We start from the raw sequence: 19,326 nt of genomic DNA on the forward strand, positions 1-19,326 counted from the left end.
ATATTTTTAATTAAGTAAATTAGCAGGAAGTTGTATGATATTTTTAATAAGATTAAAAGGGGTTTTTAGGGTATCTGTTAAAATTTCGGTATGAAATTTAGGGTCATCTATACTTCCATCTATTTTTAAGTTTGTGCTAATTTCTTGATTTTTACCTAAAATTACATAATTTAAAATTGGAACCTTGGATATAGCTTCTGAAGCTGATTTTAAAGTTTTAAGCTCTAAGCTAAAATCCACTGTATTTAATCTTAAATTTGCTGATCCTAAACCATATATATCTACACTATCGCCATTTAAATTAATAGCCAAAACACTTAAAAGATCTTTTTTTCTATTAAAAATAATCTTTCCATCATACAAGCTTAAACCTTTTTGATTAAAAGTTGGAGATTTAAACATCAATAAACTTGGTACAGTATCAATAAAGGAAATAAGCTGATTTACACCTTTTAAATCCTTCACATAAGTGTTTTTAAAATCGATCTGTCCATCAAAATACTCCAATCCACTTCCTTTTATACTTAAGTTAAACACTCCATCTTGAACAGCTTGTTTTTGTAAAAACTCATTTAAATAATTATCATCAATATTGCTAACGTTTAAATTTACATCATTAGAAGAATAATAAAGTTCAAATTTTGCATTTCCTCTAGAACCTTTAAGATCCAAAGCATTGCCTTTTAAATCAGCCTCTACCCTATCAAAAGCCAAAGTTTTATTAGAATCTGGCAAAATTAAAGCTACATTTGCTCCACCAAAACTAATATTTTGGGTATTAGTAGAAATATCAAATGTTGAATTTGAAGAGTTGGAACCTTTTCTATAAATATAACTTAAATTTTTTAAATGAATTTCTTTATTATTAGAACTTATTTTAGCACTTGCTGTATCACTTTGAGTATGAATTTCCATAATGCCCTTATTTTTTACAATATCAAAGCTATCATTTTCATAAGGAGTTTGACCGTTAATAAGTAAATTATTTTTAAAATAAGCATCATTAACGCTTGCATTAAAATCTTCAAAATTTAAAGTTTTATAATAAACATTTTTAGCATCGATAAACCCAAACTTTTTAAGCAATGGAGAAAATGAAAATAAAATCTTAGGATTACTAAGATTAGCCTCAAGTCCATCTTTAAAATTTAAAATCAAATTCCACTGAGGAATGCTAATGTTAACATTTTGCGAATAATCTAATTTTACTTCTACATTTTGATTTTTTAAATCTAAAAGCTCTCCATTGTCAAAATAAAGCCTTGAAATCTGAGTATTGAAATTTCCTTGCTGTTTTTGTAAGTCAAATTTAGCATTAAAATCAGCTTCTAAAAAGCCATTTTTAACACTGGCATTTTCTATATTTAAATCATTTTGATTTAATTTTACAAATGCTTTTGTAATATTAAAATCAGCCAAAGAAATACTAGCATTCTCTAAAGCTAAAATACCACTATAAGAAATTTCACCCTTATCATGAAAATCAATTTTAAGCTCCAAATCACTTTTAATTTTTCCGCTTTTTTGATAAAAAGGTAGTGAAAAATGATAATCCTCTAAAGCTTTAGCAAGTTTTTCGTCAAATTTTAGATTATCAGACTTAATGCGCAAATAAATCCCAACTTTTTTTTCATCAAACAAATCATATAGATAAACCTTACTAGAACTTAAATCAGCACCATTATAGAAAGCTTTATTAAAGACAAAATCGAGCTTTTGTTTGTTTAAATTTAAATCGAGTTTTGGAATTTCAATAGCATTCATTTTATCATCCAAGCGAACTTTGACATTATTAACATAACCTGATGCACTAATATTGTCTAAATAATAATTATCTTTAGTAAAATCTATAAAGCCCTGCAAATAATCTAAATGATAAAATTCTCCCTTAGCCCTATATGCTACCCAAAGATTTAAACTCTGCGGAAGTTCTATTCTTTTATTAACTCTTTTAAAAATTTCCGTAATATTTCTAATATTTAAATCTTCTATTTTATAAGCTAAATTTTTATTTTTATAAGAGATACTTGCGTTAAAGTCAAGCAATTCTCCACTTGCTCTACCTTGAAAATAATAAAACTCGCTCTTAGTATTGATACTTAAATTTCCATCAATATTTAAATCATAATCTTTTAATAAAAGTTTTTTAATATCAGCTATAAGTTCTTTATTTTGACGCTGTAATGTTAATTTTAAAAACAACAAATCATTATCTATAAAAAATTCATTATCTTTAAATAAAATACGCACATGATTATCTTTTATATTTAAATTTTGTATATCAATCTCTTTAACAAAAGTATATAGATATTTTAAATTTTTTGTTATTTTTAAAATCTCTGTTGAAGCATTATCAGAAGAGTGGGTTTGTGATGAAATTTCGGAATTTTGAGTCTCATTTATAGTGATATTTTTTGCTCGTACAATTAATTTTTTATCTAATTTAATATATAATTGTTCCAATTTTAAAAAATCAAATTGGATACTAGAGATGACAATTCCATTTTTAAGCACTATAAACAAAGCTAATATAAGCACAACAAAAAATACAACAATATATAAAATTTTCTTTTTCATACGCAACTTCTTTTTGATATTTATTTTGGGGATTTTTTATTATCTAACTCAGCCTTTAAAAAGCAATTCTGTGGTATTTATTCCCCAAGGTTCAATTTCTCAAATTATAACATATTTAAAGCAAAATAAATATCAGATGAGTAATATTGATAAATATATTTTATTTTTTTTAGGACACCCTCAATCAGGCTGGATCAACATAGGTACAAAAGATTTAAATAGAGCTGAATTTCTACATAAACTCACTATTGCTAAAGCAGCACTTCAAACCATTACTCTTATCCCAGGAGAAACAAGCGTAATCTTTCTAGAACAAGCAGCCAAACAACTTGGACTTGATAAAGATATACTTTTAAAAGAATTTCAAGCTCAAGCTCCTTATGATGAAGGAGTTTTTTTACCAGAAACTTATAAAATCCCGAAAGGCATTACAGAAAATCTACTCATTCAAATGCTTTTAAACCATGCTGAAATTTCCAATAAAAAAACTTCTGAGAAAATTTTTGGTGATTATAATCCAAAAAAATGGCACCAATATATCATCATCGCTTCTGTAATACAAAAAGAAGCTGCTAATGACAATGAAATGCCTATAGTTGCAAGCGTAATTTACAATCGACTTAAAAAAGGTATGAAACTTCAAATGGATGGAACTTTAAATTATGGAATTTATTCCCATGTAAAAGTTACCCCACAAAGAATAAGACAAGATAATAGCTCTTATAATACCTATAAATTTACAGGATTGCCTAAAGAAGCGGTTTGTAATGTTTCTTTAGCTGCTATTCGTGCAGCTATTTTTCCTTTAAAGACAGATTATTTATATTTTGTGCGTGATAAAAATACTGGAGTTCATATTTTTAGCACAAATATAGATGATCACAATAAAGCCATAAATTTACAAAAAGGAAAATAATTTTTGATATTTTTATACAAAATAGTTAAATTGGAACAGTATTTGCTTGTTAATATTAAAAATTATAAAAAGGATAAAAAATGATTAACCCATTTAAATCAAAAGAACTAGTCACTGGTGCTTTAGCGGGTAGAAATCTAAGAAATCAACTCATCAATGCCAATCTTGCAAATGTTGATACTCCTTTTTATAAAGCAAGAGATATTGAATTTGAAACAGCTTTGGTAAATCGTGCAAATGAAATTTTCAAAAAAAATGACAAAAAAGAATTAGAATTGGCAGTAACCGAAGAAGGGCATCAAAAACCTTGGAAATTTCCTGATCCTGGTAAATCTACTATTTACTTAAGAGATGGTCATTTGGCAAGAAATGATGCAAATACTGTTGATCTAGATGTAGAAACTACAGAAATGAGTAAAAATACAGTTATGATAACAGCTCTTGATGGAGTTTTAAGAAGACAGAGCAATATCTTTAGTTCTATACTTGATGCAAGCTCTAAATTAAGTTAAAGGTAAATTATGGCATACTTAAGTGATTTTGATATTAGTGGTTATGGTTTAAGTGCTCAACGTTTTAGAATGAATGTTATTAGCTCTAATATAGCCAATGCAAACACTACAAGAACAGCTGAAGGTGGGCCTTATAGAAGACGCGAAGTGATCTTTAAAGCAACAGATTTTGATAAGCTTTTAAATGAGCAAATTAACAAAGATAATAATTTTTTAAAATATGAAAATCCTTTAAATGATCCAAGTTCGCCAGAAGAAGCTAAACCTGCTATTCAAAGTGTTGTAGTGGATAAAGTGGTCAGAGATGACAAAGATTTTCGTATGAAGTATGATCCAAGCCATCCTGATGCAAATGCTGAAGGTTATGTAGCGTATCCAAATGTAAACCCTGTTATTGAAATGGCAGATTTGATTGAAGCTACAAGAGCTTATCAAGCCAATGTAAGTGCTTTTACAAGTGCAAAAACTATAGCTCAAAGTGCGATTGATTTATTAAGAGGATAATAAAAAATGAACAATATTAATGATTTAAGATTAAATAATAATATTTCAAATACCAACAAAAGTCAAAATTCCACAGGAATTGGTGATGAATTTGCCAAGATGCTTAAAAATGAAATCGATGATTTAAATAAAGCACAAGAAAGTGGAGAAGCTGCAATGACAGACATTGCCACAGGACAAGTAAAAGATTTACATCAAGCAGCTATAGCTATCACTAAAGCTGAAAGCAGCATGAAATTTATGCTAGAAGTAAGAAATAAAGCGATCAGTGCTTATAAAGAAATCACAAGAACTCAAATTTAAACCCTAATGCAAGAATATAAAAAAAATAGGGTTTCAAAAGTTGCCTTTGCCTACTGCATGGCACTTTTGTTTATGATTATTTTTATCAGCTCTACTTTTTTTCTTACATCAAAACGTCATATACCTAACACTGAAAAAGATCAATACGCTCTTGCTCTAAGAGGATCGATTATAACCAAAGATAATTTTACTATCACAAGTTCTAAACAAATTTATCGTGCTGAAATTGATCTTAGAAGCATTAACAAAGATAAATTTGATCTATTTTTAAAGCTTTTTCAAATTTATAGTGGGATAAGTAACGATCAAGTAGCAGATATTAAAAAAAGAATGCAAAATCAAAAAAAACGCTCTTATAATTTTGTTCTTTTACAAAACTTAGACTCCAAGCAAGCAAGCTACCTTAAAGATCTTGCTAAAAAACTTTATATACAAGGTTTTTTCAAAGCTTTTACAAATAACTCAGGAAGAGTTGAAACAAGAGGATTAAATATCATCGAACATGAAGAAGATAGAATTTACATGTCAAAAGATTCTTTTACTCCTATTATCGGTTATACTAAAATGATATTAGATCCAGAAAGTGGAATTTTAAAAAATATAGGAGTTAAAGGTTTAGAAAAATACTACGATGCATGTCTAAGCCCTGTTCAAAATGAAAAAATTCAAGGACTTAAAGATATAGGTGGAAATATTATTTTAAATCTAAATTCACTACAACAAAAAAAGATCAATGGTTGTGATTTATATTTAAATCTTTCTTTAAAACTGCAAAAAAGTATAGAGAAAGCTATAGATCAAAGAAATGAGGATTTAAAAGCCAATGAAATCATCGTTGGGGTAATGGAAAGTAAAACAGGAAGAATTTTAGCTCTAGCAAGCTCAAGGCGTTATGACCCACAAAATCGCGGAAAGGATCTATCAGTTCTTAATGCAAGCGCTATAGAATACGGCTATGAAGCAGGTTCTGTTATCAAACCTTTTATCTTTACAACAGCCTTAAGACTTGGTAAAATAAAAATGGATGAAGTGATTAATACTTATGGCGGTTCTTACAAGCTAGGACGTTTCACCATCAAAGACGATCACAAAATGGACAAAATGACTATGGAGGAAGTTATAAGATATTCTTCAAATATAGGCATGATACAAATTGCTAAAAGACTTAACAATATAGAAATCGTATCAGGGCTTAAAATATTTAAATTTGGCGAAAAAAGTGGTATTGATCTACCCTATGAACAAAAAGGAGAAATTCCAAATCCTAAGCGCTTAAGAGATATAGAAAAATCTGTTTTAAGTTATGGTTATGGACTTAAAACAACCTTTATACAACTCCTTGCAGCTTATAATGTTTTCAACAATGATGGGTTTTATATCACACCACGTTTAGCTGAAAAATTCTATCAAAATGGACGCTTTACAAATCTTGATGATGATGTAAAAAAAGAAAAAATTCTTTCTAGCGAAGCCGCTAAAACGATGCAAAATGTTCTTATAAATGTTATAGAAAAAGGAACAGGAAAAAAGGCAATTACACAAGGTATTATTGCAGGAGGTAAAACAGGAACGGCAAGAATAGCCGAAAGACAAGGTTACACCTCAAATCGCTACAATGCATCCTTTTTTGGTTTTGCAAATGATTTAAATCACGCCTATACCATAGGAGTTCTCGTAAGACATCCTACTAAACCTTATAGTTATTATGCTGCACAAAGTGCTTTGCCTATGTTTAAAGATGTTGTTGATATTTTAATCAATGAAGAATTTCTAACGCCTATACAAGACAATAACTAAACTAGCACAAACAACTAGTTTGATATATCTTTAGAAAATATCACCTCAACAGCACCTATAAGTTCTTCAGCAATCTTAGCAGCAAAAGTTGTATCATTAAGTATTGAAATTCCTTCAGCTGTTGTGATTTTTCTTACTGAAATAAGATGTTCAACATTGCTCAAGGTTAAAGTATCGATTTCTTTTAAAATTTCTTTTCCTTTTTGAAGATTTTTAATAATCAAATAAAGCTTTTCACGATCTTCAACAACTCTAAGCTCTTCGATACTTCTTAAAAGCTCTCCTAAATTCGATCTAATTTTATTGTACTCTAAAGCCAAAAATTCATTAGAAGAACTAGAATATTTCTTAATATTTGCTTGGATAATTTTTAAATTTTTAGTTGTTTCGGCTAAATTTTTAGCTGCCATCTTAAAGGTAAAAATTTTATGATTCTTTGTTTCATCGTTAATATAAACTTGTGCTTTAGTTGAAAAATCGATAATAGCTTCAAAAAGAACCTTTATCCTAGTTTGATACAAATAGTCCAAATCCACATTTTTACTAAACCACTTTTTATTTTCTAAAATTTCTTTAAAACTTTTATCACTTTGTATATCTTTACGACTAAAACCTATAGCATGAGCAACAATTGCATAGGTATTGTTATAAAGATGCTCGCTTTCTTTCCTTAAAGCTTCGATGGCTGTGTCACTAAACTTAACCAAACTACTATCAAGATATAAAGGCTTGTCTTTATTCTTATCTTTAGGAGCTTTTACTATCTTATTTAAAAAAAGAACAATTTGAGGAGTAAAGAATGAAAAAAGCACAACACCAATTAAATTAAACAAAGTGTGAAATAATGCTACTTTCAAAGCTATATCTTCTATGTTTAATACAATGGATAAAAAATTAAGAAAATGTATAAAATAAGGAAAAATAAGCACTATTAAAAAAGCTATACCAAAATTAAAAATACAACTTGCAAACGCTAATTTCTTTCCTTCAATATTGGTACTTAAAGAAGCTAAAACAGCCGTTACAACTCCTCCAACACTAGTACCTAAAGTTGCTGCTAAGGAATTTTCCAAACTGATTTGTCCTGCAAGTAAAGCAGCGACAATAATAGCCATTATAACTGTGCTTGATTGTATAACTCCTGTAAGCAAAGCACCTAATCCTAAAAAAACAAAAACTCCTTTAAAACCAGCAAAATCAAAACGAGAAAGATCAATTATATGTTTAAAATTTTCAAAACCACTTTTAATATAATCCACACCCAAAAAGAAAAATCCTATACCAATAAAAATATTACCCAAACCTTTTAAAACACTATCTTTTTGAAAGAAAAATAATACTCCAATAATCAAAAGTGGGATAGCTAGCATTGAAATTTTAATATTTGTCAAACCAACAATCAGCCAAGAGCTTGCCGTATTTCCTAAATTTGCTCCAAAAATAATCCCTATGCCCGCACCCAAAGAAATAAGCCCTGCACTCAAAAAAGAAATCGTAATAATAGAAACTAAAGTTGAAGATTGCATAATTAAAGTACTTAAAGTACCAAAAAGTATACTTTTTATCTTTGTATCGGTTGACTTCGCTAAAATTTTTTCAAGCAAATCACCACTAAAAACTTTAAAACCTATACCTAAATTAGTCATTCCAATAAAGAAATATTGCCACTCCTGCTAAAAGATTAGCAAGCTCGTCATAACGAATTAAAATAAAAATCAGAACTAAAGTAAAAATACTTCATGAAATAAATTTAAAATATTTTAAAGAATTTCCTTCTTCTTGCAATGCCTAACCTTTTAGTTTTTCAAATTCATCCATCAGAAATTCTCTTAAATTTTCAGCTTCTTCTTCGCCTTTTTCTAGATACTCAAGCAATAAATTTTCTAATTCTTTTAAAAAAGAAAAAAGTTCATTTTGCCAGATACTATCGTTTTTATTGCTCAAATTCATGGTTTGTATGAAAGTCAACTCTCTGCTTAAATCCCCAAGTTTTTCTAAAAATTCATCTTTTTGATTAGAATTTTTTAATGTTAAATTAGCATTTTGGATATTTTCTTTAAATTCTCTGATTTTTTCATCGATTAAATCACAAAATTTTGGATAAATATCCATTTTAATAGGCTCTAAAAGAGTTCGCTCATCTATATTTAAAGTAAGCTTTTTAACAGCAAAATAAAGAGCTAAAAAAGACAAAGCTGCTATAAGTAAATAAATTCCTAGCATTAATAACCCTTAAGGGCTAGCATTCCGCCATCTAAATTGATGCTTTCAAGTCCCAATTTTTCAGCTATAAATTCAGCTGCAACCATGCTTCTATGGCCACTACGACAAATAAAAGCAAGTTTTTTACTTTCATCTCTTTTGCTTTGAAATTCATCTAAAAATTTAGCATTTAAAAGCCCTTGATTATCATATAAAGCCACACATTGCGCATTAGATAAAATACCTTCTTCCCATTCTAAAGGAGTACGCACATCAAAAATTTGATATGCGTTCAAATCTTGCTTTGTCCAAAGACTTGCAGGGATATTTTCTATCATGAAAAAGCCTTATTGATAATTTTTGTAAGGCTTGCATTAAATTCAGCAGGATTATCCACTCCCATACCTTCGCTTAGTTTTGCCATATTTAAAACTAGGGTTGCTATATCTGCACTAAAACTTTCGTTGTTTTTAAGACCTGTAAAAATAGCGTGTTTTGGATTGATTTCTAAAATAGGTTTGAAATTTTGTTCTTGACCCATTTGTTTTAAGAGTTGTTGCATAGCAAAATCAGGTTTATTTTTATCATAAACTATACAACTTGGACTATCTTTTAAACGACTGGTTAGTCTTACATCTTCAACTTGATCTTTTAAAAGTTCTTTAAATTTAGCTACAAGTGGAGCAAAAGTATTTTTTTCTTCATCGCTTAGTTCATTTTTATCTTCTACTTGATTAATGGCTACAAATTTTAAACCTTCAAATTCTAGCATAGGAGTTACCAAAGAATCAATCTCATCATCCATGAGTAAAACTTCTATATTTTTTTGTTTATACTCTTCAAGCAAAGGAGAGGTTCTTAATAAACTTTCATTATTTCCTGCTATATAAAAAATTTCCTTTTGCTCGCCTTGAAGGTCATTTTTATACTCTTCTAAAGAGCGTAAATTTTCACCTTTGGTACTTTTATAAAGCATGAGTTTTAAAAGACTGTCTTTTTCTCCGCCAAAACCATAAAGTCCTTCTTTTAATACCTTACCAAAGGTTTTAAAGAAAGATAAGTATTTTTCTTTATCATTGTTTTTAAGTTTTTCAAGTTCACCTAAAATCTTTTTAACGCTAGCTTCTTTAACACCTTTTAAAATTTGATTTTCTTGTAAAATTTCACGACTTACATTAAGTGGTAAATCTTCTACATCGATAATCCCCCGCACAAAACGCAAATAAGTTGGTAAAAGTTCTTTATCGTCATCGCTGATAAATACGCGTTTTACATAAAGTTTTAAGCCACTTTGATAATCCACACGGAATAAATCAAAAGGTGCGTTTTGCGGTATGAAAAATAAAGAATTATATTCTAATTTTCCTTCACTTTTAGTGTGAAGATAAAGTAAAGGTTTGTTTGAATCATGAAAATTTTGCTCATAAAATCTTTCATAATCTTCTGCTTTAAGGCTTGATTTTTGCATTCTCCATAAAGCATTGGCTTTATTGATTTGAGAAATTTTAAGTTCAGTTTTTCCTTCTTCTTCTCCTTCTTTAGCAGGAGTAAATTCTTCTTTTTCCATGAAAATTGGAAATTGAATATGATTAGAATATTTTTCTATAATGCTTTCGATTTTATAAGTATTAGCAAACTCATCATCTTTTAAGTATAAAGTAATGCTTGTTCCTTGTTCTTCTTTGTTTGCGTCATTAATCTCATAACCATTTGCATCAGAACTCCAAAGATAAGCTTTATCATCTAAAGCTTTTTTGCTTAAAACTTCGATTTTACTAGCCACCATAAAAGCAGAATAAAAACCTACTCCAAATTGTCCTATGAGTTGAGAATCTTTTTTAGCATCACCACTTAAATTTTCTAAAAAACTTTTAGTACCGCTTTTTGCTATGGTTCCAAGGTTGTTAATAAGATCATCTTTATCCATACCTATACCATTATCACTAATGCTTAAAGTTTTTTTATCTTTGTCAATTTTGATTTCAATTTTAGGTTCGAATTTTAAGCTTTTATATTTATCATCACTTACGCTTAAAAAATTAAGTTTGTCTAAAGCATCGCTTGCATTTGAAATAAGCTCTCTTAAAAAAATTTCTTTATTAGAATATAAAGAATGTATCATAAGCTGTAAAAGCTGATTGACTTCGGTTTGAAATTGCATTTTAATTTCCTTTGTAATTTTTTAAAGTGGTATTTTAGCAAAAAATACAAATTCTAAAGTAAATTTAAAGATTTATTTGAAAATTAAAAAGCCAAGCCATGCGGCAAATAAGCAAAGAAAGACATTTAAGATGATATTTAACGCAAAATTAAAATAATTTCCACTTTGCAAAAGAAGTAAATTTTGATAAGAAAAAGTAGAAAAAGTTGTAAAAGCTCCTAAAAAACCTGTACTTATAAAGCTTTTAAGCAAAGGAGATAAACCTTTATTTTGTGCATAAGAAAACAAAAGTCCTATGATAAAAGAACCCAAAACATTTACAAAAAGAGTTCCAAAACTGATAGAATAAGGAAAAAATTTATTCACTAAATTTATAGAAAGCATTCTTAAGATTGCTCCTATAAATCCCCCAAAACCAACTACTAGAAGAGTATTTAGCAAAGCTTGACTCTTTCTTGATCGAGTAATTCTTGCATTTTTTTTCTGGTGTTTTCAAGCCATTTTTCATCATTTGTATCGACTAAATCCATACAAATGATTTTAAGTACTCCGCTGCTTGCGCTAAAACTTTTTGTGTCTAAAATTTTTGCAGAATCCACAATTAAAATAGGTTGAACTTTAAGATTTAATTTTTCACTTAAAATTTTTGCTCCACTTTGAAATTTAAGCATTTTTTCATTTTTAGATCTAGTTCCTTCTGGAAAAATAGCCAAAACCCTATCTTCACTAATTCTTTCTTTTGCTTCTTTTAAAACTCGTACCAAATCACGTGGATTTTTTCTATCTATACAAAGAAGTTTTGGTTTTTTCATAGCAACTTTGAAAATAGGAATTTCTCCTAATTCTTTTTTGGCAATCCAGCATAAATTTTTAGGATATAATTCTTCTAAAGCGATGATATCTAAAGCACTTTGATGATTCATTAAAATCATCTGAGCTTGCGGATTAAAAGTACCAATGATTTCTTGTTTATAAGAGATAGTATATCTTTGAAATTTAGCCCAAATTTTGCGGATTTTCCAAAGTGTGTTTTGAGATTTTGTAAAGCAAAAACAAAAAATCACCAAAGCAACACTTAAAACAAAAAAAATCCAAAAATAAAGAGCTTTAATTTTTTTGTAAATCATCTTTATTAACCCAACCTATTTTTCCATCAGAAAACAGTACTTTAATATAATTTTGTCTTTTGCCCAAAACTTCTACTTTTTCATCTGCATTTGCCGTATAAAAATAAGTTGAAGGCTCTGTAGGTAAAATTTTAGCCCTAGAACCAGCCTTGATAATTGCATTTTGAGTATTGGTATCTACAAGAAAACTAAGCGCAAAACAAACAACTGCCAAAGCCAGAATAATGTAATTTTTTCTCCATACAAATAAAACTCCAAATAAAACCGCTAAAAACCACAAAGCATATTGTTTATAAATATTTAAGTCTTTATTTACAGGATTTAAATCACTCTGAGTACTAATCTCATCGTCACTAATTTTTAATTTTAATTTTATATTTTCAAGCTTTTTACTGTTCTTATTGAAATACGAAAATTCAAAATTTGTTTTACTTAATGGCAAAATAGCATAATAAAAAGCACTAGAAGCATTAAAGTCTCCTTTTAAATTTTCAATACCTTGCTTTTGAATTCCTTCTATAAAAAAGCTTTTAAGATTTGTATTGGTTGCGTTTAGTTCTACCATCATAATGATATTAGCATCATCAAAATAACTCGCTTTAACTTTTTTAATTTCCAAAGAACTTGCCACAAGGTGTGAAAAATCCTTATTGGATAAAGTATTTTCAAATTTGATAGGATTAAGATTGATATCAGCCTCTTGAAAAGCTTCATTATTTCTAAGAAGTTTGATAGAAATTTTACTCAAACTAGCATTTGAATTTTTGGCTTCAAACCATAAAGTTGTTTTATATTCATTGTTGATAAATTCCCATTTTGCATCTGGATTTAAAAAAGATAAATTAGTTTTTTCTACGCTTATGTTAAAATCAAATTTTGTATTTTCCGTAGTGCGAGCATAGATCGTAATAGGAAAAACTTCTCCAACATATACTCTACTTGGATATTCATCATTTGTAAGAACCAAACTCCCTTTGGCTACAAAAGGATCATCTACATTGCTTTCAAAGTCATTGTTTTCATCACTTGGCGGAATATTTTGATAAATTTTTTGTTCTTCTTGGGGTAATTTTTGTAATTCTTTTTGCATATTTTCATCTTGGCCGCTAAATACAGAAATTTCACCCCTGGCAAACAATACAACAATGCTAAAAATTAAAGTTAATAAAATTTTCAAGATAAAAAGCCTTTAAGCATTTTTAAACCTACATCATTACCTAGAACTTTTTCACAAGCACGCTCAGGATGGGGCATAAGTCCAAAGATTTTTTTGTTTTCATCACAAATTCCTGCGATATCAAATACAGAACCATTTGGATTTGGCTCGTATTTTAGAATAATAAGATCTTTATCTTGCAATTCTTTTAAAGTAGTCTCATCAGCGTAATAATTTCCCTCTCCATGGGCAATTGGTAAACTAATAATTTCATCTTTTTTGAAATTTTTCAAAAAGGCATTATCATTAGAAACCACTCTTAAACTTTGGTTTTTTGAGATAAAGCTAAGATTGTTGTTATGCTTCATTGCACCTTTTAAAAGACCACTTTCAAGTAAAATTTGAAAACCATTACAAATACCTAAGATATATCCTCCTTTTTTTGCATGATTAAAAACACCTTGCATAGCAGGAGCAAGTTTTGCAATAGCTGCGCATCTTAGATAATCTCCATAAGAAAATCCTCCTGGTAAAACAACTAAATCTGCATCAAATTCTTTTTCTTCATGCCAAACAATCTGCGTTTTTACTCCAAGTTTTTCAAAGGCATAAGCTGTATCAATTTCACAATTTGTCCCCGGAAATCTAATAATAGCAACTTTCATTTTACTCTTTCTCAATTACAAGCTCATAATCTTCAATGACGCTATTTACCAACAACTCTTCACACATTTTTTTTACTTGTTCTTTGGCTAATTTTTCATCTTTCTCATCAAGAGAAATTTTGATTTGTTTTGCTATTTTTACTTCTTTAACACTATTAAAATTTAAAGAATGCAAAGCTTTTTCCACCGCTTTACCTTGTGGATCTAAAACCCCATTTTTTAAAGAAATATTTACAATAACTTCCATATTTTTCCTTAATTTAATATTCTTTTTAAAACTTCTTCATAAGCCATTTTTACATTACCTAGATCTTGACGAAATCTATCTTTATCTAATTTTTCATTACTAAATTTATCCCAGAATCTACAACTATCAGGGCTTATTTCATCAGCTAAAACAAGCTCATTATCTTTAGTTAAACCCAGTTCGATTTTAAAGTCAATCAACCTTAAATTCTTATTGTCAAAAAATGGAGTTAAAATAGAGTTGATTTTCCTAGCCATATTTTTAATTTCACTAATTTGAGCTTCATTTTGCACTAAATTTAAAATCAAACAATGCTCATCATTGATAAAAGGATCGCCTAAGGCATCATCTTTAAGACAAAATTCCACCAAAGCAAAAGGTAGCACAGTGCCATCTTTAATGCCCAGTCTTTTTGTAAGAGAACCTGTTGCAACATTGCGTACTATAACTTCAATAGGAACAATTTTACATTTTTTAACCACTTGTTCTGTATCGCTTATAATTTCTACCAAATGGGTTTTAATCCCATTTTTTTCAAGCAAATGAAAAATTTCAGTACTGATTTTACAGTTTAATGCACCTTTTCCACTTTCATTGCCTCTTTTTTCTGCATTAAAAGCAGTTAAATCATCTTTAAACTCACTAATTAGTAAATTTTCATCATCAGTTTTGAAAAGTTTTTTACCTTTTCCTTCATAAAGCATTTCTTTTTTTGTCATTTTATTGTCCTTGTTTGATATTTAAAATTTTAATAGTATCAATAGCTGATTTTAACTGTGCGTCATCATTGATTTGTTTTTGACTGATTAGATTTTTATTGTCTTTATTTTCTTGTTTATCTTCTTTTTTATTTTTATCTATTTTTTCAAGCTCACTTTCTAAATGTTGTTTTAAGTCGCTTTCTTTTATAGAAAAACCATCTTCTTGAGTATTTACTTTACCTGGAAAAACTTCAATATCAGGTTTTACACCCACTGCTTGAATAGTACGCCCGCTTGGAAGATAATATCTTGCAATAGTAAGCCTTAAAGCTTCAGTTTTATTAATAGGTATGATTTGCTGAACACTACCTTTTCCAAAAGTATTTTCACCCACAATAACACCGCGTTTAAGATCTTGTAAAGCTCCACTTACGATTTCACTTGCACTAGCACTTCCACCATTTACAAGCACAACCAAAGAAGCATTAGAAATTTTGTTTTTAGGATCGGCTTTATATTCTTGATTTTCACTTGCGATGCGTCCTTTTTGAGAAACAATAACACCTTTATCTACAAATAAATTTACAAGTCCTATGGCTTGATTTAAAAGTCCACCAGGATTATTTCTAAGATCTAAAATAACCCCTCTAACATTAGGATATTTTTTAAGTTCTTTACTTGCCACATCTACAACATTTTTATCAAAATTTGTAACTCTAAGATAAAGAATGTTTTCATTTTCTATCATTTTTGCATAAACACTTTCTATCTTAATAATTTCTCTTGTAAGTGTAACATCAAAAGGTTTTGTTGCACCTTTTCTAAAGATGGTTAAAGTGATTTGAGTTTTTGGCTTACCACGCATTTTATCTACAGCATCATTGAGATTAATTCCCAAAGTGGCTTCATCATTAATTTTTAAAATAATATCTCCTGATTTTATCCCTGCTTTATCTGCTGGTGTTCCTTCTATAGGAGAAACAACTGTTAAAGCACCATCTTTCATACCTACGGTTATACCAAGGCCGCCAAATTCACCATTAGTTTGAATTTTCATATCATTAAAATCTTTTTCATTTAAAAAAGAAGAATGCGCATCAAGATTGCTTAAAAGCCCTGATAAAGATTTATCCACCAAATCGCTGATATTTTGATCATCCACATAGTATTGCTCTACTATAGCAAGAGTTTTTGTAAGCTTATCTAAAGCTTCTAGGCGTTTTTGAACCTGCTCTTCTTTTTGATCAACTTTAGCTTGTAAATGACTTGTTAAAAATAGACATAAAATGAAAGTAGTAGCAAAGCCTGCAAGACCCGCAAAAAATCGTTTTGTTTTCAAAATAAGCTCCATCATTGAGTTTTAGTTTAATTAGTTTAAAGAGTAAATTTTAATAAAAATTGCTTAAAACTTCGTAAATAAATTTAAATTCTTAAAAATATGTTAAAATAGACTAAAAATTCCAAAAAGAAAGTTAATGCAATGTGCCAAGAAAAACATACTCATACACATTCTCAAAAACATCTTAAAGCAGTTTGCAATCGTCTAAGTAGAACCATAGGGCATTTAAGCGCTATTAAAAGAATGGTTGAAAATGACAAAGACTGTAGTGAAATTTTAATCCAGCTTGCTGCTGTAAAAGCCGAAGTTAACAATACTGCAAAAGTAGTTTTAAAAGAACATTTAGCTCATTGTATGGTACATGCTGTAGAAGAAAATGATATTCAAAGTATAGAAGAATTAAACAAGGCTATAGATATGTTTATGAAATAATCTAAAATTAGTTATTTGTCCTATTATTTAAAAAATTTTACTCAATTAACTTGACATTATATGACTAAAGTTATATAATAGCAAGTATATAAACTAAATAAAGGATAAAACATGGCAAATATACAAGATTTTTTAACTGATAATATGCTTTCAAACCTTGAAAGTGCAGCATCTTTAGCTATACATTCTAAAAATAATGAAGTTGTACCTTTACATCTTTTATGGGCTTTAAGCGTAGATAATGCAAGTATTTTAAATCAAATTTTAAATAAATTAAATATTTCTAAAGAAGCTTTAGAACTTGAAATTAAAAGCAGAATTTCAAAACTTGCAACGAGTTCAAATGTAAACCGTGAAAATATACGCTTTTCCAATGAACTTATAAATTCATTAGAAAATGCTAAAGGATTAATGAGTGCTAATGGAGATAGTTATTTAAGTGTGGATACTTGGCTTATAAGTGAAAGTCAAAAAAGTCCTATTAAAGAAATTTTGGCGCAATTTTTAGATTTAAGAGAATTTCAAAAAGAGCTTGAAAGTCTAAGAGCGGGACGCAAAATCGATAGCAAAACAAGCGATGAAACCTTAGACAGCTTAAATAAATTTGGTATAGATTTAACCTTAAAAGCAAGCGAAGGTAAACTTGATCCTGTTATAGGCAGAGAAGAAGAAATCGAACGTTTAATGCAAATTTTAATACGCAAAACCAAAAATAACCCTATACTTTTAGGTGAACCAGGCGTAGGAAAAACAGCTATAGTAGAAGCTTTAGCACAAAGAATTATTAAAAAAGATGTTCCAAAATCTTTGCAAAATAAAAAAGTTATCGCTCTTGATATGAGTGCTTTAATTGCAGGTGCAAAATACAGAGGAGAATTTGAAGATAGATTAAAAGCTGTGGTTAATGAAGTGATAAAAAGTGAAAATATCATTCTTTTTATCGATGAAATTCACACTATAGTAGGAGCTGGAGCGAGTGAAGGCAGTATGGATGCGGCAAATATTTTAAAACCCGCTCTTGCAAGAGGTGAACTCCATACTATAGGCGCAACTACTTTAAAAGAATATCGTAAATATTTTGAAAAAGATGCAGCCTTGCAACGCCGTTTTCAACCTGTAAATGTAGGTGAGCCAAGCGTTAATGAGGCTTTGGCTATGTTAAGGGGTATAAAAGAAAAGCTTGAAATTCATCATAATGTAACTATAAATGATAGCGCTTTAGTAGCTGCAGCTAAACTTTCAAAGCGTTATATAGCGGATCGTTTTTTACCTGATAAGGCCATTGATTTAATCGATGAAGCTGCAGCTGAACTGAAAATGCAAATTGAAAGCGAACCAAGTTCTTTAAGAAAAGTACGCAAAGATATAGAAACTTTAGAAGTTGAAAATGAAGCTTTAAAAATGGAAAATGATGAAAAAAATCAAAAAAGACTCGATGAAATCGCAAAAGAACTAGCCAATTTAAAAGAAAAACAAAATGCCCTAAATTCACAGTTTGAAAATGAAAAAAGTGTTTTTGATGGCATAAGTGCTAAGAAAAAAGAAATTGATCTGCTTAAAAATGAAGCTTCTTTGGCTAAAGCTAGAGGTGAATTTCAAAAAGCAGCCGAGCTAGAGTATGGAAAAATTCCAAGTCTTGAAAAAGAAGTAGAAATTTTAGAAGATAAATGGAAAAAAATGAGTGAAAATGGAGTTTTACTTAAAAATCAAGTGGATGAGGATTTGGTTGCTGGAATTTTAAGCAAATGGACGGGTATTAGCGTGCAAAAAATGTTAACTTCTGAAAAACAAAAATTCTTAGAAGTGGAAAAACATTTAAAAGAAAGTGTCATAGGACAAGATAAGGCCTTAAGTGCTTTAGCTAGAGCCATTAAACGTAACAAAGCAGGGCTTAATGCGGACAATAAACCTATAGGAAGCTTTTTATTTTTAGGGCCAACAGGGGTAGGAAAAACACAATCGGCTAAAGCTTTGGCAAAATTTTTATTTGATGATGAAAAAGCAATGATTCGCTTTGATATGAGTGAATTTATGGAAAAACATAGTGTTTCAAGACTCTTAGGTGCGCCTCCAGGATATATAGGACATGAAGAAGGTGGAGAGCTTACTGAAGCCGTACGAAGAAAACCTTATAGCGTGCTTTTGTTTGATGAAGTTGAAAAAGCACATAAAGATGTATTTAATGTGCTTTTAGGGATTTTAGATGATGGTAGAGCAACCGATAGCAAAGGTGTAACAGTGGATTTTAAAAATACCATTATCATTCTAACTTCTAATATCGCCTCAAGTGCCATTATGAATTTAAGTGGAAAAGAACAAGAAGATGCGGTAAAAAATGAGTTAAAAAATTTCTTTAAACCTGAGTTTTTAAACCGTTTAGATGATATTATCACCTTTAATCCACTTGGAAAAGATGAAGCTTATGAAATAGTCAAGCTTTTATTTAAAGATTTACAAATGAGCTTAGAAAACAAGGGAATAAAAGCAAGTTTAAGCGAAAATGCAGCCCTTTTAATCGCTAAAGATGGTTTTGACCCTGATTTTGGTGCTAGACCTTTAAGAAGAGCTATTTATGATCTTATAGAAGATAAATTAAGCGATATGATACTTGCTGATGAACTTCATGAAAATGATAGCATTATCATTGATGCAAAAGATGATGAAATAATCATCAAAAAAGCTTAATC

17 protein-coding genes and 2 pseudogenes are annotated in these 19,326 nt (G+C 29.2%); 7 read left to right on the forward strand and 12 right to left on the reverse strand.

What is annotated here, in order from left to right; all coding sequences use genetic code 11:
- Positions 1-6: 6 nt before the first annotated feature.
- Positions 7-2,577 (reverse strand): DUF3971 domain-containing protein, encoded by a 2,571-nt coding sequence (locus tag FBF15_RS05495; protein WP_052773624.1) that lies wholly within the window; start codon positions 2,575-2,577, stop codon positions 7-9.
- On the opposite strand from FBF15_RS05495, the gene mltG reads away from it, so the two are divergent.
- From mltG to FBF15_RS05520, 5 genes are all read left to right on the forward strand, one after another.
- On the forward strand, positions 2,492-3,493 hold the full coding sequence (mltG, locus tag FBF15_RS05500) for an endolytic transglycosylase MltG (protein WP_002859067.1): 1,002 nt from the start codon (positions 2,492-2,494) through the stop codon (positions 3,491-3,493). The two genes, FBF15_RS05495 and mltG, sit on opposite strands and share 86 nt — an antisense overlap.
- 80 nt (positions 3,494-3,573) lie before the next feature.
- Positions 3,574-4,005 (forward strand): flagellar basal body rod protein FlgB, encoded by a 432-nt coding sequence (gene flgB, locus FBF15_RS05505; RefSeq protein ID WP_038816971.1) that lies wholly within the window; start codon positions 3,574-3,576, stop codon positions 4,003-4,005.
- Between the two features lie 9 nt (positions 4,006-4,014).
- A complete protein-coding gene (flgC, locus tag FBF15_RS05510; protein WP_002855235.1) occupies positions 4,015-4,509 on the forward strand; it encodes a flagellar basal body rod protein FlgC in 495 nt (164 codons plus the stop codon).
- Between the two features lie 6 nt (positions 4,510-4,515).
- The gene (fliE, locus tag FBF15_RS05515) at positions 4,516-4,812 is read left to right on the forward strand and encodes a flagellar hook-basal body complex protein FliE (protein WP_002856884.1); all 297 of its coding nucleotides are present in this window, start codon (positions 4,516-4,518) and stop codon (positions 4,810-4,812) included.
- A 6-nt stretch (positions 4,813-4,818) separates the two neighbouring features.
- Positions 4,819-6,609, forward strand: a complete 1,791-nt coding sequence (locus FBF15_RS05520; RefSeq protein WP_002867674.1) for a penicillin-binding protein 2 — start codon at positions 4,819-4,821, stop codon at positions 6,607-6,609.
- Between the two features lie 14 nt (positions 6,610-6,623).
- Here FBF15_RS05520 and FBF15_RS05525 read toward each other — a convergent pair.
- The 11 genes and pseudogenes from FBF15_RS05525 to FBF15_RS05575 all read right to left on the reverse strand — a co-directional run bounded on the left by FBF15_RS05525 (position 6,624) and on the right by FBF15_RS05575 (position 16,222).
- Positions 6,624-8,343: pseudogene (locus tag FBF15_RS05525) on the reverse strand (Na/Pi cotransporter family protein).
- Between the two features lie 54 nt (positions 8,344-8,397).
- The gene (locus FBF15_RS05530) at positions 8,398-8,832 is read right to left on the reverse strand and encodes a hypothetical protein (protein ID WP_002858595.1); all 435 of its coding nucleotides are present in this window, start codon (positions 8,830-8,832) and stop codon (positions 8,398-8,400) included.
- The gene (locus FBF15_RS05535; protein ID WP_038816969.1) at positions 8,832-9,149 is read right to left on the reverse strand and encodes a rhodanese-like domain-containing protein; all 318 of its coding nucleotides are present in this window, start codon (positions 9,147-9,149) and stop codon (positions 8,832-8,834) included. Before FBF15_RS05535 ends, FBF15_RS05530 begins: the two co-directional genes overlap by 1 nt.
- Positions 9,146-10,972, reverse strand: a complete 1,827-nt coding sequence (gene htpG / locus FBF15_RS05540; RefSeq protein ID WP_002854987.1) for a molecular chaperone HtpG — start codon at positions 10,970-10,972, stop codon at positions 9,146-9,148. Before htpG ends, FBF15_RS05535 begins: the two co-directional genes overlap by 4 nt.
- 72 nt (positions 10,973-11,044) lie before the next feature.
- Positions 11,045-11,413, reverse strand: coding sequence for a fluoride efflux transporter CrcB (crcB, locus tag FBF15_RS05545; RefSeq protein WP_002872635.1), 369 nt, complete (start codon positions 11,411-11,413; stop codon positions 11,045-11,047).
- Positions 11,407-12,099 carry a lysophospholipid acyltransferase family protein gene (locus FBF15_RS05550; RefSeq protein ID WP_002872634.1) on the reverse strand — a complete coding sequence of 231 codons (693 nt, stop codon included), beginning with the start codon at positions 12,097-12,099 and terminating at the stop codon, positions 11,407-11,409. Before FBF15_RS05550 ends, crcB begins: the two co-directional genes overlap by 7 nt.
- On the reverse strand, positions 12,080-13,276 hold the full coding sequence (locus FBF15_RS05555; protein ID WP_165434599.1) for an SH3 domain-containing protein: 1,197 nt from the start codon (positions 13,274-13,276) through the stop codon (positions 12,080-12,082). The genes FBF15_RS05550 and FBF15_RS05555 overlap by 20 nt, the downstream gene beginning before the upstream one ends.
- Positions 13,248-13,920: pseudogene (purQ, locus tag FBF15_RS05560) on the reverse strand (phosphoribosylformylglycinamidine synthase I). Before purQ ends, FBF15_RS05555 begins: the two are co-directional and overlap by 29 nt.
- A gap of 1 nt (position 13,921) precedes the next feature.
- Positions 13,922-14,167 (reverse strand): phosphoribosylformylglycinamidine synthase subunit PurS, encoded by a 246-nt coding sequence (purS, locus tag FBF15_RS05565; protein ID WP_002857003.1) that lies wholly within the window; start codon positions 14,165-14,167, stop codon positions 13,922-13,924.
- Between the two features lie 8 nt (positions 14,168-14,175).
- Entirely contained in the window at positions 14,176-14,886 is a 711-nt protein-coding gene (gene purC / locus FBF15_RS05570) for a phosphoribosylaminoimidazolesuccinocarboxamide synthase (RefSeq protein ID WP_002858572.1), read from the reverse strand.
- A 1-nt stretch (position 14,887) separates the two neighbouring features.
- Positions 14,888-16,222, reverse strand: coding sequence for a S41 family peptidase (locus tag FBF15_RS05575; RefSeq protein WP_002868056.1), 1,335 nt, complete (start codon positions 16,220-16,222; stop codon positions 14,888-14,890).
- Between the two features lie 126 nt (positions 16,223-16,348).
- On the opposite strand from FBF15_RS05575, the gene FBF15_RS05580 reads away from it, so the two are divergent.
- Together FBF15_RS05580 and FBF15_RS05585 are read left to right on the forward strand one after the other, a co-directional pair.
- Entirely contained in the window at positions 16,349-16,639 is a 291-nt protein-coding gene (locus FBF15_RS05580) for a metal-sensing transcriptional repressor (RefSeq protein ID WP_002855280.1), read from the forward strand.
- Between the two features lie 111 nt (positions 16,640-16,750).
- On the forward strand, positions 16,751-19,324 hold the full coding sequence (locus FBF15_RS05585; RefSeq protein ID WP_002854855.1) for an AAA family ATPase: 2,574 nt from the start codon (positions 16,751-16,753) through the stop codon (positions 19,322-19,324).
- The last annotated feature ends 2 nt before the right edge of the window (positions 19,325-19,326 follow it).

It is taken from the genome of Campylobacter sp. CFSAN093233, assembly GCF_011068165.1.
GTDB lineage: Bacteria > Campylobacterota > Campylobacteria > Campylobacterales > Campylobacteraceae > Campylobacter_D > Campylobacter_D jejuni.

Bases quoted from the DNA above. Each gene is read 5' to 3' on its own strand.
- mltG (WP_002859067.1), top strand. From the start codon at position 2,492: ATGACAATTCCATTTTTAAGCACTATAAACAAAGCTAATATAAGCACA.
- FBF15_RS05495 (WP_052773624.1), bottom strand. From the start codon at position 2,577: ATGAAAAAGAAAATTTTATATATTGTTGTATTTTTTGTTGTGCTTATA.
- flgB (WP_038816971.1), top strand. From the start codon at position 3,574: ATGATTAACCCATTTAAATCAAAAGAACTAGTCACTGGTGCTTTAGCG.
- flgC (WP_002855235.1), top strand. From the start codon at position 4,015: ATGGCATACTTAAGTGATTTTGATATTAGTGGTTATGGTTTAAGTGCT.
- fliE (WP_002856884.1), top strand. From the start codon at position 4,516: ATGAACAATATTAATGATTTAAGATTAAATAATAATATTTCAAATACC.
- FBF15_RS05520 (WP_002867674.1), top strand. From the start codon at position 4,819: ATGCAAGAATATAAAAAAAATAGGGTTTCAAAAGTTGCCTTTGCCTAC.
- FBF15_RS05530 (WP_002858595.1), bottom strand. From the start codon at position 8,832: ATGCTAGGAATTTATTTACTTATAGCAGCTTTGTCTTTTTTAGCTCTT.
- FBF15_RS05535 (WP_038816969.1), bottom strand. From the start codon at position 9,149: ATGATAGAAAATATCCCTGCAAGTCTTTGGACAAAGCAAGATTTGAAC.
- htpG (WP_002854987.1), bottom strand. From the start codon at position 10,972: ATGCAATTTCAAACCGAAGTCAATCAGCTTTTACAGCTTATGATACAT.
- FBF15_RS05550 (WP_002872634.1), bottom strand. From the start codon at position 12,099: ATGATTTACAAAAAAATTAAAGCTCTTTATTTTTGGATTTTTTTTGTT.
- purS (WP_002857003.1), bottom strand. From the start codon at position 14,167: ATGGAAGTTATTGTAAATATTTCTTTAAAAAATGGGGTTTTAGATCCA.
- purC (WP_002858572.1), bottom strand. From the start codon at position 14,886: ATGACAAAAAAAGAAATGCTTTATGAAGGAAAAGGTAAAAAACTTTTC.
- FBF15_RS05575 (WP_002868056.1), bottom strand. From the start codon at position 16,222: ATGATGGAGCTTATTTTGAAAACAAAACGATTTTTTGCGGGTCTTGCA.
- FBF15_RS05580 (WP_002855280.1), top strand. From the start codon at position 16,349: ATGTGCCAAGAAAAACATACTCATACACATTCTCAAAAACATCTTAAA.
- FBF15_RS05585 (WP_002854855.1), top strand. From the start codon at position 16,751: ATGGCAAATATACAAGATTTTTTAACTGATAATATGCTTTCAAACCTT.